Origin of the sequence: Flagellimonas spongiicola (genome assembly GCF_023502425.1) — a bacterium.
GTDB lineage: Bacteria > Bacteroidota > Bacteroidia > Flavobacteriales > Flavobacteriaceae > Flagellimonas > Flagellimonas spongiicola.
In genome coordinates this window covers 146,851-162,112 of the sequence record NZ_JAMFMA010000002.1, presented here as the reverse complement: position 1 = coordinate 162,112, position 15,262 = coordinate 146,851, and the positions used below count along the sequence as shown (strand labels likewise).

The following is a 15,262-nucleotide window of genomic DNA, read 5'->3' as shown; positions in this document are numbered from 1 at the left end:
CCTTACAGCTATACCAAGGAAAGCCAAATTCAGGTTTTGTTTGCTGTCAAAAGTGTTTTTCGATATCGCATTCTTTACATTTGATAGGACTCAACAAATTCGTAATCAATGTATTATTTAGGAATCGATCTCGGAAGCTCTTCGATAAAAATTGCCTTGGTAGCACAAAGTACTGGTAAGAGTGTTATGGTCGTTCAAGAACCCGAGCAGGAAATGTCCATGCATGCCCCTGAAAAGGGCTGGGCAGAGCAAGATCCCGAAACTTGGTGGAATTTGGTGTGTCAAGGTATTTCAAAAATCCTCCAATCGGCTTCAATCAAACCAAAAGATATTCTCGGAATCGGAATAGCTTATCAAATGCATGGTTTAGTAGTAGTGGATACGGAAGGGAAACCGCTGAGAAATTCCATTATTTGGTGTGATAGTAGAGCTGTGGAAATTGGAAATCGGGCATACCATAAAATTGGCGCTGCTAAATGTGATAGCGAGTTATTGAATTCTCCAGCAAACTTCACTGCGGCCAAATTGGGTTGGGTCAAGGAAAATGAATCGGAAACCTATAAAAAGGTGCATAAGTTCATGCTTCCGGGGGATTACTTGGCATTCAAATTCACTGATGATTATCAAACTACAATTTCTGGGCTGTCTGAAGGAATTTTTTGGAATTTTCAAGATGAAGATGTCTCAGAAGATATTTTAGATGCATTTGGGATTTCAAAAACGTTGGTACCAGAAGTAGTGGATACATTCGCTGTACAAAGCAGTGTGTCCGAGAAAGGTGCCAAGGAGAGCGGCCTGTTGAAGGGGACACCCATTTTATATAGGGCTGGTGATCAGCCTAATAATGCCCTTTCTTTAAATGTGTTCAATCCTGGTGAAGTTGCGGCCACAGGTGGAACTTCCGGTGTTGTTTATGCAGTTACCGATAATCTTTCAGTGAAGGAAAGCGCAAGGGTGAACAATTTTGCCCATGTGAATTATCTCAAAAACACCCAACGCAATATTGGCAAATTGCTATGTATTAATGGAGCTGGTATTCAGTACAGATGGTTGCTGAATAATTTATCGGTATCATCCTATGAAGAAATGAACAGCTTGGCCGGGGCTATAGCTATTGGGTCCGACGGTGTTTGTGTTATTCCTTTTGGTAACGGCGCAGAACGCATGCTGTTAAATCAAGATGTAGGTACAAGAATCTTGAATTTGGATTTAAATCGGCATACCAAAGCGCATTTATGTAGGGCAACACTTGAAGGAATTGCGTTTTCATTCGTTTATGGCATGGAAATTCTGAAATCGGATGAAATCGCTGCTAACGTAATACGGGCGGGTAATGACAATCTTTTTCGTTCGGAAATTTTTTCAAATACCATCGCAACATTGATACAACAGGAGATAGAAATTTACAATACCACTGGGGCAATAGGAGCTGCTAGGGCTTGTGAAATTACAACAAATGGATACCAAAGTTTTTCAAAATATATGGAAAACGACCATGTGATGACCTATATGCCCTTTAAGGATAAAAAGGCATATGAGTTGGCATATAATAATTGGAAAAAAGAATTAGACTTAATCATAAACAAATCGTAAAATGGCACTAATTGGAGATACGGAATATTTTAAAGGGATTGGTGAAATCATGTATGAAGGAAAGGAATCGGACAACCCCATGTCCTTTAAATTTTATAACCCAGAGCAAGTAGTGGCAGGGAAAACCATGCGTGAACATTTTAAGTTTGCTATGGCCTATTGGCATACACTATGCGGAACTGGTGGAGATCCTTTTGGGCCTGGCACCAAAGAGTTTCCATGGGCAACCGCTACTGATCCAGTAGAGGCTGCAAAACAAAAGGCCGACGCGGCTTTTGAGTTTGTAACAAAAATGGGCTTTGATTATTACTGTTTCCACGATTATGATTTGGTAGATGAGGCCAAGACATTAAGTGAGTCTGAAAAACGAATTCAGGAAATCGTGGCCTATTTACAGCAAAAACAAGAAGCGTCTGGTGTCCGATTGTTGTGGGGAACTTCCAACTGTTTTTCGCATCCTAGATACATGAACGGGGCCGCGACCAACCCTAATTTTGATGTTGTGGCTCGAGCCGGCGCTCAGGTAAAAATTGCCTTGGACGCCACCATTGCCCTAAATGGGGAGAACTATGTGTTTTGGGGAGGTAGAGAAGGATATATGTCGCTTTTGAACACCAATATGAAATTGGAGCAAGACAATATCGGTAGGTTTCTAAATATGGCGAAAGACTATGCCCGTAGTCAAGGTTTTAAGGGCACATTCTTTATTGAGCCAAAACCTATGGAGCCTACCAAACATCAATACGATTTTGACTGCGCCACTTCCATAAACACCATAAAGGAATACGGTTTGGAGAATGATTTTAAACTTAATATAGAAGTAAATCATGCGACGCTAGCACAGCATACATTTCAACACGAACTTCAAGTTGCCGCTAATGCTGGCATGTTAGGAAGCATTGATGCCAATAGAGGAGATTATCAAAACGGATGGGATACCGATCAATTCCCGAATAATGTATTGGAAACCACGGAAGCTATGCTGGTATTTTTGAAAGCTGGTGGACTTCAAGGTGGCGGAATAAATTTTGATGCCAAAACGCGAAGAAACTCAACGGATTTAGAGGACATATTCCTGGCACATATTGGAGGCGCTGATACCTTTGCAAGAGGGTTGTTGATTGCGGATGAGGTATTAAGATCTTCACCCTACGAATCATTGTTGTCCAAACGCTATTCTTCCTTTGATTCTGGAAAAGGAGCTTCGTATACAGCAGGGAAACTTTCCTTGACGGATTTGTACGACTATGCTCAAGAACAAGGCGAACCTGAGCAAATCAGTGGTAAACAAGAACTTTATGAGAATATATTGAATCAGTATAGTTAAATAATTACGGGCTATGATTGGTCTGGTAGTGAATTGGTAGCATGAAAAAGACAACCCTGAAAGATATCGCAACACATTTTGGCGTTTCAATTTCAACGGTGTCCAAAGCTATTAATGACAGCCATGAAATAAGTAGCGAACTAAAATTGAAGATTCAGGACTTTGCCCAAGAAGTTCATTACCGACCAAATCATATTGCCTTAAGCTTACTCAAAAAAAGCACCAAAACCATTGGTGTGATCGTACCCAATATTTTAAATTACTTCTTTACCCAGGTGTTTTATGGGATAGAGCAGAAAGCCAATTCCCGAGGCTACGGAATCATTAGTTGTATTTCTGATGAATCGTTGCAGAAAGAGCGCCAGACTGTGGATTTGCTAAGTTCAGGAACGGTAGATGGCATAATCATGTCTTTGTCTGAAGAAACCCAAGCCAAAAAAGACTTGACCCACTTACAGGATTTGATTGAAAACCAAATTCCCATGGTGATGTTCGATCGAGTAACTGATCAGTTGGATTGTGACAAAATTGTAGTAGATGATTTTGAGGCAGGCTATAAAACCACCAAATATTTGGTAGAAACAGGCTGTAAGAAAATAGCTGTCATTTCTAGCATATCCAATTCAAGTGTTGGAAAACTTCGTGTTGCTGGGTACCAGAAAGCGCTTAAAGAAGCTAATATAACTTTTGAAGATCGATTACTGGTCAAAGTTGGTAAAAAGGACGATTTGCAGGTGTTGATAGCCCTTTTAATCGCAAATAATGACGTGGACGGTATTATTGCACTTGATGAAATTACAGCTGTTGATACATTGAACATCCTTAAACTTAAAGGCGTTCAAGTTCCTGATGAGATAGCTGTTGTGGGCTTCACCAATGGCAGATTATCCAAGTACGTTTCGCCATCGCTCACCATGGTCAGTCAACACGGTAAATATATTGGGGAATTGGCAGCGGACATACTTATTGATAGAATTGAGCATGATGGCTTAATGCCATTTACGACCAAAACCGTTAAAACCACGCTAATCACTAGGGAATCTACAAAAAACATCCCCTAATTCAATAATTCAATACAATCCAATTGGCGTTTGCTACAAAGCGTTCCGGGTCCTCCGTATTGTTGAAGACCAAATAAAGTGTTCCATTATTCAATGTAGCATTTATTGGAATGGAATAGCTTTTCAAAGCTTCATTGTTCTCATCGAAATAGGCCAATTTTGTTGACCCTATTATTTTCCCCGTTGGTGAACCTTCGCGTATTTCCAAGCGGCCTTTATAATCGTAATTGGCAACATAAAACGCAGAAAAACTAACGCTTTTTAATTGTTTTAGATCAAGATTTTCAAAGCCGATGTGACTATTGTTTCGTATGGAACCTACGAGCTCCGCCCCTCCTGCGGCCCACGTGGACAGGTCATCACTAAGAATAGAGGCCTTTTCAGCTTCAAGCTTAGGCGCTTTGAAAATCATTTGTGCACTTGTGGATAGAGAAGAGTTGGGAACATTTTCATTTCCAGTATCTAGATAGGAAGCCATCAAGACATATTTCCCGCTGTTATTGTCGCCTATATGTTCATTGAATTCCAAGGTGCCGGATAAAGGAAGAGGCTCTCCATCCAATTGTTGGTTGGGGTCAAGGGATAGGATATAATCAACCATTTTGCCAATTTCTTCAACCGATAATTGTGGGTGGGCCGACATCAAGGATTCTCCCCAAACTCCTGAACCACCTTTTTTGATTCGATCTATCAAGTAATTACGGTCTGTCTTACCATATTTATCAGCAATCTCCATATAGCTAGGGCCATTTACTTTTTCATTGATGTCATGGCATGCTCTGCAATCTGTTTCTTCCATAAGTAGCTTTCCTTCGGGCACTACGTTTTGTTGATGTCCTAGGGTTGCCTTAATCAAATCTTCCCCTTCTGGAATATAGCTGAAGGTCACTTTGATTCGTTCCTGAGGAAAGTTTTTGTCATTGGAATTTCCATCTTCCTTGTCGATGACATTCACTTGATAGGTGACTTTTTTATTATTGTAGTAAAGAGAATCAGATGGTTCAATTTTAATGTTTAGTTCTGGAGAAGTATTCCCCACTAATATCTTTGCGCTTGTTTCCGATGAGTTACCTGCCGGGTCGGAAACTTTTAGATTTACCTGATACACACCTGCTTTTTCAAAAGTATATGTTGGATTTGACGCTTTCGAATCAACAATGGATCTGTTTTCGAAGGACCATTCATATTCGAGTTTATCCCCATCGTAATCTTTGGAGGCATCTGCCGAAAACTGGATAGTCAGTGGGGCAGCTCCAATTTCTTTGTCCATTTGTAAATGGGCAACCGGTTTTCTGTTTCCGGGGATATAGGAAATTCTACTTAGACGCGCATCCAGGTTTTTTGCATTCCATTTCTGCCCGTATTCAAGAAGGTACATATTGCCATCGGTTCCAAAAAGCATGTCCATTGGATGTGAAAACTCGGTATTTGGCATAAAGGGATCCGCTTTCACATAATTCTGGGACTCATCCAGCGTAACCACATAGATCCAATCGCGCATCCATTCGTAAACAAACAATTTGTTCTCAAAATAAGAAGGAAAGGAATTCTCATTTGCATCAGGGTAATCTGCCGAATGATAGACGACACCAGCCATGGGATTTACGCCACCTTCGCCCAACCAAGGAAATTCTTCAGAATGATCATAGGAGTACCAAATCAAAGATTCTTGGGCTGGAGGAAGGTTTTGAATACCTGTATTGTTTGGTGAATCATTTACCAAGTTTTGGGGATCAAATTTTGGTCCTGATTCCAATTTGGTGAAATCGTAATCGTTGTATTGTTGGTTGTTTCCTCTTACATATGGCCAACCCCAAAATCCAGCTTTTCGAGCCTGGTCAAACTCTCCCATTCCTTTAGGGCCTCTTACGGGGTCATCTTGCCCGGAATCCGGACCTACATCACCCCAATACACAAATCCGGTCTTGGAATCAATAGAAAATCGAAATGGATTACGACATCCCATGACGTAAATTTCAGGACGTGTATTAGGCGTTCCAACGGGAAAAAGATTGCCTTCGGGAATTGAATAGGTGCCATCAGCTTCCGGTTTTATGCGCAGGATTTTACCTCTAAGGTCGTTGGTGTTGGCAGCGGACCTTTGCGCATCCCACAAAGCTCTATTGGCTCGTTCGTCAATGGGTGCAAACCCTTGGGACTCGAACGGGTTTGTATTGTCTCCAATTCCAATAAAAAGATTGCCGTTTGGTCCAAATTCCAAACCACCGCCGCTATGACAGCATTCGCGTAAAACAGGGATGTTCAGTAGTATTTTTTCAGATTTAAAATCTAGCTGACCATTGTTTAAATCAAACCTCGAAACCCGCTGTTGTTTGCTTCCATCTGCAGCGCTGTAAAACAAATAGATCCAGTTGTTTTCTTTATACTTTGGATCTACTGCTAACCCAAGTAGTCCATCTTCGTTTCCATAGAATAGATCCATGGTTGCGATTTCGGTGGTACTGGAAGTGTCAAAATTGAAAAATTTGAGATGCCCCCTTCGCTCAATAAATAAGATACCTTCGCCAGGAAGTTCTGCCAATTCCATAGGTTCGTCCAAATTAAAATCCAACACTTCTTTCACAAATCGGTTTTCTGGAGGAATTCGCTCTGTTTTGGCTTTTGAGTAATCCAGTGGGCCGTTACTTGCTACATAATCGATGCCGCCAAACAGATGTTTCAAGAAAGTAGGGTCCGAAAAAGACGCATCAGTGTGACCCATGGCCGTATAAAATGCCCTGCCTCCATCAAATTCGTGATACCAAGCTGTCGGATGATGTGGGCCGTGATCACCACCTTCATAAGAGGTTTCATCCACTTCCAATAATACATTCACATCGGAATTGAAATTTTTGAAATTGTACCATTCGTCAGTATGAATCCAAACGCTATCCAGAAATTGGGTACTACTGTGTTTATTGTCTATCACATTTATATGTGCGGTCTGAACTTCGGGATGTCCTTTAAATTGCGCTCCAACCAGTTCTGTGAACCAAGGCCAGTCGTATTCTGTGTCTGTAGCTGCATGTATACCTAAAAATCCACCACCAGCTTGAATATAGCGTTCAAAGTCAGCTTGTTGAACAGCGTCTAGAACATCTCCAGTGGTATTTAAAAAAACAACAGCATTGAAGGTTTTTAAAGAATCCTCCTCAAAATATGACGCATCTTCGGTGGTGGTAATCTTGAAATTATGATCCTTTGCCATTTGATGTAATGCGGTTAGTCCCGCTTCTATGGATGTATGGCGAAAACCTGAAGTTTTACTGAAAACTAATATTTCCCTTTCATTAGAACTGCATGAAAATAGAAAGGTCACCGTTAGAAGTGCTAATACCGATTTATAAAGATTCATTGCTGAATAATCAAAATTTCATTAAGAGAAGAAAATTAAGCAATTATATGCTACTTACTGTGCGATTTAGATCAGTGAAAAAAATTATACAAACACGATGAAGGGTATCACAGCTTTAGGTGTGCTCCAAAGAGGAGTATTGGTTTTTATTTTTTTAGATGGGAAATCAACTTCAAAATGGTAAATCCTTTGTTTGTAGGTGTTAATGATGTCAACTATTTGTTGCTTGGAGGCTTGTGCACGCCATCTGTCTAAATTCAATTGTGGAGTGTGATTTTTTGGTTACTTTTCAAATTGATTTATAAGGAAGGTGAATGAAAGGAAGTGTACAGGAAATCCAGCCATATAGAGCTGAAGGCATCGTATACCAAGCGGATAAATGTCTGCCCTTGGTTGACGCGACCCATCGGAACAAAATCAAGTCTGTGATGTTGTCTCGTCATACCTATCCCGGAGACAGATTAGACGAAAATACATTAGGCTTGAATAGTATCGGGTATTGGGATGCCCATGAACCACAGGATTGGGGACTGGATTGGCATAGAAATGAGGGATTGGAATTTCATTTTTTAGAATCGGGTACCATGCCTTATGCTCAAGAGCACAGAGAAGTACTATTGAAACCCGATTATCTGACCATCACGCGGCCATGGGAGGTGCATAAAGTGGGAAACCCCTTCGTGGGTATGGGTAAGTTTTATTGGCTTATCCTGGATTTGGGTGTACGGAGACCCCATCAGCAATGGAGGTGGCCGGATTGGATCACCATGACTCCAAAAGATCTTCAAAAGCTCACCTTGATACTAAGACAAAATGAACAATCTATTCTAAAGGTAAATAAGGAGGTAAGGACCTGTTTTATCGAACTCGGAAAGGTAATAGAAAATGACAAGCAGGGTAGCAATGCATCCAAGATTCGATTGTATATCAATTATCTATTGGTCCTGTTGTTAGATTTGTTGGATACCGATGATATAGTGTTGAACGAAGCCTTAACGGAAAGTTCAAGAAGCGTGATCTTCTTTTTAAAGGAACTGGAAAATAGTTTGGCGGAAGATTGGACTATTGAAACCATGTCGCAATCAGCTGGAGTAGGGATAACCAGATTTACTCATCATTGTAAACAAATCACGAATTTGACCCCTATGCGCTACCTTACATTGCGACGTGTGGAATTGTCCAAGAAACTGTTATTGGATTATAGGGAGCTAACGATTTCCGAGATAGCATATCAGTGCGGATTCACCACGAGTCAGTATTTTTCCTCGGTGTTTAAGAAGCATGAGAAATGCACGCCAAATCAATTCAAACAAAAACAAATGGAACTGCAGCCAGATTAGGAGGTTAAAATGCTAAAATGGTGACCTTATTCATTGAGAAATCTAGTATTGATAGTTATGTGTAAATCCAATTTTGGTGTTTTTGGCAGTTTGTTGATTCTTGTCCTTCTATTAGCGTCTTGTGGCGGTAAAAAGGAGGAAAAAGACATCAATCCGAACGAAAATATTGAATATGGGGCTTTAGCGTTTGTAGATTTATTTAACGCCACCAAGGACTCATCTGTTGCTTGTTATCGTATTCCCTCATTGATTACTGCGCCCAATGGCGATTTAATTGCTGCTATAGATGAGCGAGTACCTTCATGTGGTGATTTAAAATGGAGTGAGAACATTAATATAGTCCTTAGACGTAGTTCTGATAATGGCAAGACTTGGGGTGATATTCAACGAATAATCGACTACCCAGAAGGGCAATCGGCCTCTGACCCTTCCATGATCGTGGACGAAATGACAAATGAGATATTCATGTTCTACAATTTCATGGATCTCCAACTAGAGCCTAATGTTTACTATATGAACATGGTGAAAAGCACTGATAATGGACGAACCTGGAGTAGTCCAATCGATATAACATCCCAGATAACTACACCAGACTGGAAAAAGGATTTTATGTTTATTACCTCAGGAAGAGGATTTCAAAACACTAATGGCACATTATTACACTGTTTAGTGAATCTTGAAAAAGGAATGCATGTTTTTGGTAGTGATGATCATGGTGATAGTTGGCATCTCATCAATACACCAATCTCACCTGCTGATGAATCTAAAATCATAAGTTTGGAAAATGGCGATTGGATGGTGAATTCAAGAGTTAACAATAGCGGCTTGCGTTATGTCCATTTATCGGATGATGAAGGACGGAGCTGGTCTTCAAAACCTGATTCCACATTGATTGACCCAAGTTGTAATGCAAGCCTAATTCGCTTTACATCAAAACGAAAAGGATTCGCGAAAAATCGCTTGTTGTTTGCAAACGCCAAGTCAAAAGATGAACGTATTAATATGGTAGTTAGGATAAGTTATGACGAAGGTCGGACATGGTCTGAGGGGAAGACGATTTTTACAGGAGCTTCTGCATATCCTTCACTTACCGTATTGGAAAATGGAAACATTGGTTTGCTTTTTGAAAAAGATGAATACACCCAAAATGTATTTACCCAATTCTCTCTTGAATGGTTGACCGATGGCAAGGATCAACTTTCAAAGCCGTATCGAGTAGGGGAATAGTTGATTTAAACTACTTAAAGAATATTTACACCTGCATTTCTATAACTATCCAGGATTGGTGAGTTTGGATCTAACTCTGTGATAATCGTGTCCAGCGTAGAAATCTCACATACTTTATAGCGATTTGAGGTGTTCAATTTTTCTGAAATCGTAAGTGAAACGGTTTTTTTAGATGCCCTAATCATTGCTTTCTTCATTTGTGTGATTTCCCAATCCAGCTCACTAATACCTTTACTAACATCGATATAACCTGTACCTAAAAAACAAATATCGGCTGTTATTTCTGATAAAATGTTGATGGAACTACCTCCAATTGCTAGTTGGGATTTCCGCGACAGCTTACCGCCCACAAGATAGACCTCATAATGCTCGGGTGCATTTGCCATAAGTTCCACCGCCATGGGTAAACTCGGGGTAAAAAGCGTTAAATCCATATGTTTTGGGAACAACTTTACCAATTCCAAATTTGTGGAACCACCACTGATCAGCACAATATCTCCATCATTTAATAACGAAATTCCTTTTTGTGCGATAATGGATTTACTGCCCAACTCATAGACTTCTCCAAGGCGATTGGAATATACATTGAAACCATTGGAAACTGCTCCACCATGAACCTTCTTTAGTTTTTTCAACTCGTCCAACTCTTTAACGTCTCTTCTGACCGTATCCATGGAAACATTTAGCATGCTTGCTAAATCGGTAAGAAGAACTCGGTTTCGAATTTGAATCTCGTGTAAAATGATGTGATGTCTCTTTTCTTTATTCATACTTTCTAATTACTGCAATATAAAACGGCAATATTGCAAGATAAAACGTCAAATTAACATAATATTTGCATTTATGCAATGATTACTTGCAAGAAAACATTGCAAATACAAATTTATTGTCATAGGTTTGTTTACAACTCTCACTAAAAGAACACAATTATGAAAAAAAAATTTGATCATTTATTGTTCTTGATGTTGATTTTTTTTGTTCAAACTACTTTTGCACAGAACATTACAATTTCAGGAACGGTCAACGACAATGGAGGTCAGCCATTACCAGGGGCTAGTGTCTTCATTCAGGGGACTTCTTCGGGAGGAGTCACTGATTTTGATGGAAACTTCAGTTTTACAGCAAGTGATACCGCTGGAAAATTGTTGGTTGTCAGCTATGTTGGATTCAAGCAACAGGAAATTTCACTTACCGGTTCCGACCAGCAAATTAAAGTAGTACTTCTTGAGGATTCCAATAATTTGGATGAAGTAATCGTAGTTGGTTCCTCAATCACTCAAGAACGTAAAAAATTAGGCAATGCAATTACCACAGTAAAATCTGTAGAACTTGTAAAAGCCGCACCGCTTAATGTAACAACGTCTTTACAAGGAAAAGTACCAGGAGCACAGATTACACAGAATTCAGGTGATCCTGCAGGTGGTTTCTCCATTCGGTTAAGGGGACCTAGTACCATACAGGGATCTTCTGAACCACTTTATGTAGTGGACGGGGTTGTTGTAAGTAATTTAACCACCAATGTAACCAACTTAAATGTTTCGGCTGGTGACGCAAGTCCAGGACAAAATAGAATGGTGGATATCAATCCAAACGACATTGATAATATTAACATTCTTAACGGTGCAGCCGCTGCTGCAATTTATGGCTCCCGAGCTTCAAATGGTGTTGTGGTCATCACCACAAAAAAGGGAACCTATACTGAGGATGGTCCTGAGCTGTTTTTTAAGAGTACGCTAAATGTAAATGCTGTTCGTAAAAAACTGGATTTAAATCTGCGCGGCGAGGAATTCGAAACAATTGCGAACAGTCCGCTATCCGGAAGGTTATGGCCAATTTTTGGCTTCGACCCAGACACGGGAAATCTTACACCTTTCCGTTTTCTATCTGCCAATAAATTCAATACCACCAGATATGATTACCAGGATGCCATATTCCAGACAGGATTGGGTACGGATAATTACATTTCTATGCGGGACGGTAACGAGACCATGAATTATAACGCCTCCATTGGCTATTTGAGCAATGAAGGTATTATCAAGAATACTAAGTATAACCGCCTTTCAGCTCGATTGAATTTTAGCCATAACGTCACGGATTGGTTGTCCTATGATCTTGGATTGTATTTTGCCAATAGCAACTCAGATGAAAAACCAGATGGAAATGTGTTCTGGAGTCCAATAAACTCCGTAAACATTACCAATAACGTATTTGATCTTTCACAACGTGATGCGAATGGCAACTTACTTGCTGTTGAGAATACGCGGGTAAACCCACTGTCTATTATCGAAACCTTCGATATTACACAAAAAGTAAATCACTTCATTCCAAGTTTGCACGTAAAGCTTAATCCAATTGAGAATTTGACTGTCGACCAGATTATAGGTGTTGATACGTACAATCAAAAAGGAAACATCTTTGTGCCGATCTATCCGTACGAAAATGTTAACCCAGCTTACTTCAACTTGGGGTATCGCGGGGAAGCAGAAGCCAAGGTGTTCAATTGGAATTACGATATCAACCTTACCTATGATATTGATATTTCCGAAAAACTGAATTCGAGAACAACTGCAGGATACAGCTTCCAAGCTAGTGAGTTGGAGTTTGATGGTACCCAAGGAAGGGACTTGGACGCTTCAGGAAATCCAACAGTACCATTGCAGACTCAGCCAATCGATTCCCAATTGGATATTTTCGGGTTTTTCTTGCAAGAAACATTGTCTTTTGATGATAAGTTATTCTTGACCTTAGCAGGAAGAGTTGACGGCGCAACTAATTTCGATGAAGACCAACGTTCCAATTTCTATCCAAAGATTTCTGGTTCTTATTTAATTTCCAACGAACCTTTTTGGTCAGAAGACAGTTTTATTAATTCTGCTAGGCTTAGAGCTTCTTATGGAGAGGCGGGTAACCTTACTGCAATTTCACCATTTGAAAGATTTGGGAGTTATACTTCCAATGATTTCTTAAACGATACGACCTTACAACAAAACAATCGATTAGGAAATGAAGATTTGGTGCCAGAACGTACCAAGGAATTCGAAATAGGTGCTGATCTAAGTTTCTTTGATAATCGGGCGGGATTATTGTTTTCCTATTATAGCCAACAAATTGAAGATTTGATTGTTAGTAGGGTATTGGCACCTTCCATCGGTGGTGCTTCAAGGACCGAAAATGTCGGTACTATGGAAAATAAGGGTGTTGAAATTTATGCCAGGGTAACGCCTGTAAAGACGCAGGATTTAACCTGGAACATTACGGCAAATTACAGTAGAAACCGAAACAAAGTTTTGGAAACCATTGGAGGTGATATTACCATTGCTAATGTTGCAGGGGCTCCACCAGTGGTTCAGGAAGGGCAGCCTTTAGGGGTATTCTATGGGACCTACTTTGCTACAGACAATAACGGGGAACTTATCCTGACTGGGCCATCTACCAATGGTGTGCCAGTTGGAGTACCACAAGTTGAACGTGGTGATTTGGCTACCGGACAATCTCAAAGGGATGCCAATGGGCAACCAACAGGAGATGTTCTTAGAAGAGTGATCGGAGATCCCAACCCAGATTACATTTTGGGTCTAGGTACCGATTTGACCTACAAGAATTTCTCGTTCTCAATGTTGTGGGAATCCGTGCAAGGGTTTGACATTTTTGATGCGGACAAACGTACAAGACAAGGTGTAGGTCTGGGAAGATTGGCTGAGCAAGAGCTCACTGGCCAATTGCCTAGAGGTTACATTGCAGGAATCTACCCAATAGAAGAATTCAGGATGGAAGATGGTTCATTTGTAAAACTAAGAGAGGTGGCGCTTTCTTACGAATTTCCTTCCTTGTTCAACGACAAGTTGAAGAACACGCGAGTTTCCTTAATAGGTAGAAATCTCATTTCTTTTGATGATTTCTTCAGCTATGATCCAGAGACCAATGCAGGTGGACAATCCAACCTGTTACGGGCAGTGAACTTTGGTAACGTCCCTATTCCAGCGACAGTTGCCTTATCTGTAAGCACTAATTTTTAAAAGAAAAGCCATGAAAAATATTAAGAATCTAATTCTATTGGGCATATTAGTGGTCTTCGCAAATTCTTGTGACAAAGTTTACTTGGATCCGAATTCCACACTGGAACCAGACGTTGTAAATAGTACTGATAATTTGGTGGCCTTGATCAATGGTGTCCAGCAACGCTGGAGTACTGATAGAGCAGGAATTATCTACACCAGTGTACACCTTACCGGTTTGAATACTGGCGAGTTAAGGCTTTTAAACCCCGGAAACCTAGGGGAAAACGAAGTATTGTTGGGTGGCGATGATATTAATGGAGGAAATGAAATCCTTAATAACATTTGGACCAACGCAATGCTATGCCGAAAGGAGGCGACAACGGTAATAACGGCAGCTGATAATGCTAGTGAAGATAGTTCTGTTGCCAACTCACTTAAAGCATATGGTTTGTTTTATAGAGCTTTGGTACACGGAACTTTAATCCAATATTTTGAGAGTATACCATTGGAGATAATTGAAGATGCACCTTTTGTAAGTCGCGATGCCGTATTGCAAAATGCGATTGCTGACCTCACGGAAGCACAAGGGTACATCCAATCAGGATTGGCTGCTCAGATTACCTCTGGGGTTTTTAGTTCGGTTGACCTGGGTAATTCCGTTAATGCATTGTTGGCACGCTTCAATTTAATGACAGGAAACTATGGTGAAGCAATATCAGCGGCAAACAATGTGGATACCGCTGTACAATCAACTTGGGAATACGATGCAGCCATACCAAATCCTTTGTCATTTTGGTTTGGATCTCAAAATGTAACCCAGGCAAGAGACGTAAGTTTCACCTTGCCTGCAAGCTTAGCTCCTGACGCAGCAGATGAAAGAGTTCCATTTTATGTCACTGCGGATGATTTTAACGCGCCTAGTCCGGATTATCAAATACTAGGATTCTTTGATGATAATTTAAAGGAGATTCCGGTTTATTTACCAGGAGAGCTAATGTTGATTAAAGCAGAGGCTTATGCACGTTCCAATGATTTGACCAATGCGGTTAATGAATTGAATGATGTATTAACGAAAACGGCAGCGGGTGATACCTATGGAGTTGGTGCAAATCTACCAGCCTACGCCGGAGCTGTTGATCAGCAATCCATTTTGGATGAAATCTATCGCAACCGAAGAATTGAATTGTATTTGACAGGTCTTGGTTTGGAAGATAGCAGAAGGTTCAATAGACCAGGTCCTTCAGATGCCAATCCTGAGCGAAATCGTAATTATTACCCTTATCCAAATGCAGAACGGGACAATAATAGCAATACACCGGCCAATCCTTCATCATAAACAAAGCATTTATGCTTCATGATAA

9 protein-coding genes are annotated in these 15,262 nt (G+C 40.4%); 7 read left to right on the top strand and 2 right to left on the bottom strand.

Annotation, left to right across the window (positions count from 1 at the left end; all coding sequences use genetic code 11):
- Positions 1–108 precede the first annotated feature (108 nt).
- From M3P19_RS07020 to M3P19_RS07010, 3 genes are read left to right on the top strand one after another with little or no spacing between them, the layout of a single operon-like run.
- A complete protein-coding gene (locus tag M3P19_RS07020; RefSeq protein ID WP_249656943.1) occupies positions 109–1,593 on the top strand; it encodes a xylulokinase in 1,485 nt (494 codons plus the stop codon).
- Between the two features lies 1 nt (position 1,594).
- A complete protein-coding gene (gene xylA, locus M3P19_RS07015; protein WP_249656942.1) occupies positions 1,595–2,920 on the top strand; it encodes a xylose isomerase in 1,326 nt (441 codons plus the stop codon).
- 41 nt (positions 2,921–2,961) lie between these two features.
- The gene (locus M3P19_RS07010; RefSeq protein WP_249656941.1) at positions 2,962–3,981 is read left to right on the top strand and encodes a LacI family DNA-binding transcriptional regulator; all 1,020 of its coding nucleotides are present in this window, start codon (positions 2,962–2,964) and stop codon (positions 3,979–3,981) included.
- 1 nt (position 3,982) lies between these two features.
- Here M3P19_RS07010 and M3P19_RS07005 read toward each other — a convergent pair whose 3' ends face one another.
- The gene (locus tag M3P19_RS07005; RefSeq protein ID WP_249656940.1) at positions 3,983–7,336 is read right to left on the bottom strand and encodes a ThuA domain-containing protein; all 3,354 of its coding nucleotides are present in this window, start codon (positions 7,334–7,336) and stop codon (positions 3,983–3,985) included.
- A 314-nt stretch (positions 7,337–7,650) separates the two neighbouring features.
- On the opposite strand from M3P19_RS07005, the gene M3P19_RS07000 reads away from it, so the two are divergent.
- Positions 7,651–8,676 (top strand): AraC family transcriptional regulator, encoded by a 1,026-nt coding sequence (locus M3P19_RS07000; protein ID WP_249656939.1) that lies wholly within the window; start codon positions 7,651–7,653, stop codon positions 8,674–8,676.
- Positions 8,677–8,709: 33 nt separating this feature from the next.
- On the top strand, positions 8,710–9,903 hold the full coding sequence (locus tag M3P19_RS06995; RefSeq protein ID WP_249656938.1) for a sialidase family protein: 1,194 nt from the start codon (positions 8,710–8,712) through the stop codon (positions 9,901–9,903).
- 14 nt (positions 9,904–9,917) lie between these two features.
- Here M3P19_RS06995 and M3P19_RS06990 read toward each other — a convergent pair whose 3' ends face one another.
- Complete coding sequence (locus M3P19_RS06990; protein WP_249656937.1) at positions 9,918–10,673, bottom strand: DeoR/GlpR family DNA-binding transcription regulator; 756 nt, start codon at positions 10,671–10,673, stop codon at positions 9,918–9,920.
- 159 nt (positions 10,674–10,832) lie between these two features.
- Between M3P19_RS06990 and M3P19_RS06985 the strand changes: the two genes are divergently transcribed.
- Together M3P19_RS06985 and M3P19_RS06980 are read left to right on the top strand one after the other, a co-directional pair.
- Positions 10,833–13,919, top strand: coding sequence for a SusC/RagA family TonB-linked outer membrane protein (locus tag M3P19_RS06985; protein WP_249656936.1), 3,087 nt, complete (start codon positions 10,833–10,835; stop codon positions 13,917–13,919).
- Positions 13,920–13,929: 10 nt separating this feature from the next.
- Positions 13,930–15,237 (top strand): RagB/SusD family nutrient uptake outer membrane protein, encoded by a 1,308-nt coding sequence (locus tag M3P19_RS06980; protein WP_249656935.1) that lies wholly within the window; start codon positions 13,930–13,932, stop codon positions 15,235–15,237.
- Positions 15,238–15,262 lie beyond the last annotated feature (25 nt).

Excerpts from the sequence above, each read along its gene's own strand:
- M3P19_RS07020 (WP_249656943.1), top strand. The coding sequence starts at position 109 with ATGTATTATTTAGGAATCGATCTCGGAAGCTCTTCGATAAAAATTGCC.
- xylA (WP_249656942.1), top strand. The coding sequence starts at position 1,595 with ATGGCACTAATTGGAGATACGGAATATTTTAAAGGGATTGGTGAAATC.
- M3P19_RS07010 (WP_249656941.1), top strand. The coding sequence starts at position 2,962 with ATGAAAAAGACAACCCTGAAAGATATCGCAACACATTTTGGCGTTTCA.
- M3P19_RS07005 (WP_249656940.1), bottom strand. The coding sequence starts at position 7,336 with ATGAATCTTTATAAATCGGTATTAGCACTTCTAACGGTGACCTTTCTA.
- M3P19_RS07000 (WP_249656939.1), top strand. The coding sequence starts at position 7,651 with ATGAAAGGAAGTGTACAGGAAATCCAGCCATATAGAGCTGAAGGCATC.
- M3P19_RS06990 (WP_249656937.1), bottom strand. The coding sequence starts at position 10,673 with ATGAATAAAGAAAAGAGACATCACATCATTTTACACGAGATTCAAATT.
- M3P19_RS06985 (WP_249656936.1), top strand. The coding sequence starts at position 10,833 with ATGAAAAAAAAATTTGATCATTTATTGTTCTTGATGTTGATTTTTTTT.
- M3P19_RS06980 (WP_249656935.1), top strand. The coding sequence starts at position 13,930 with ATGAAAAATATTAAGAATCTAATTCTATTGGGCATATTAGTGGTCTTC.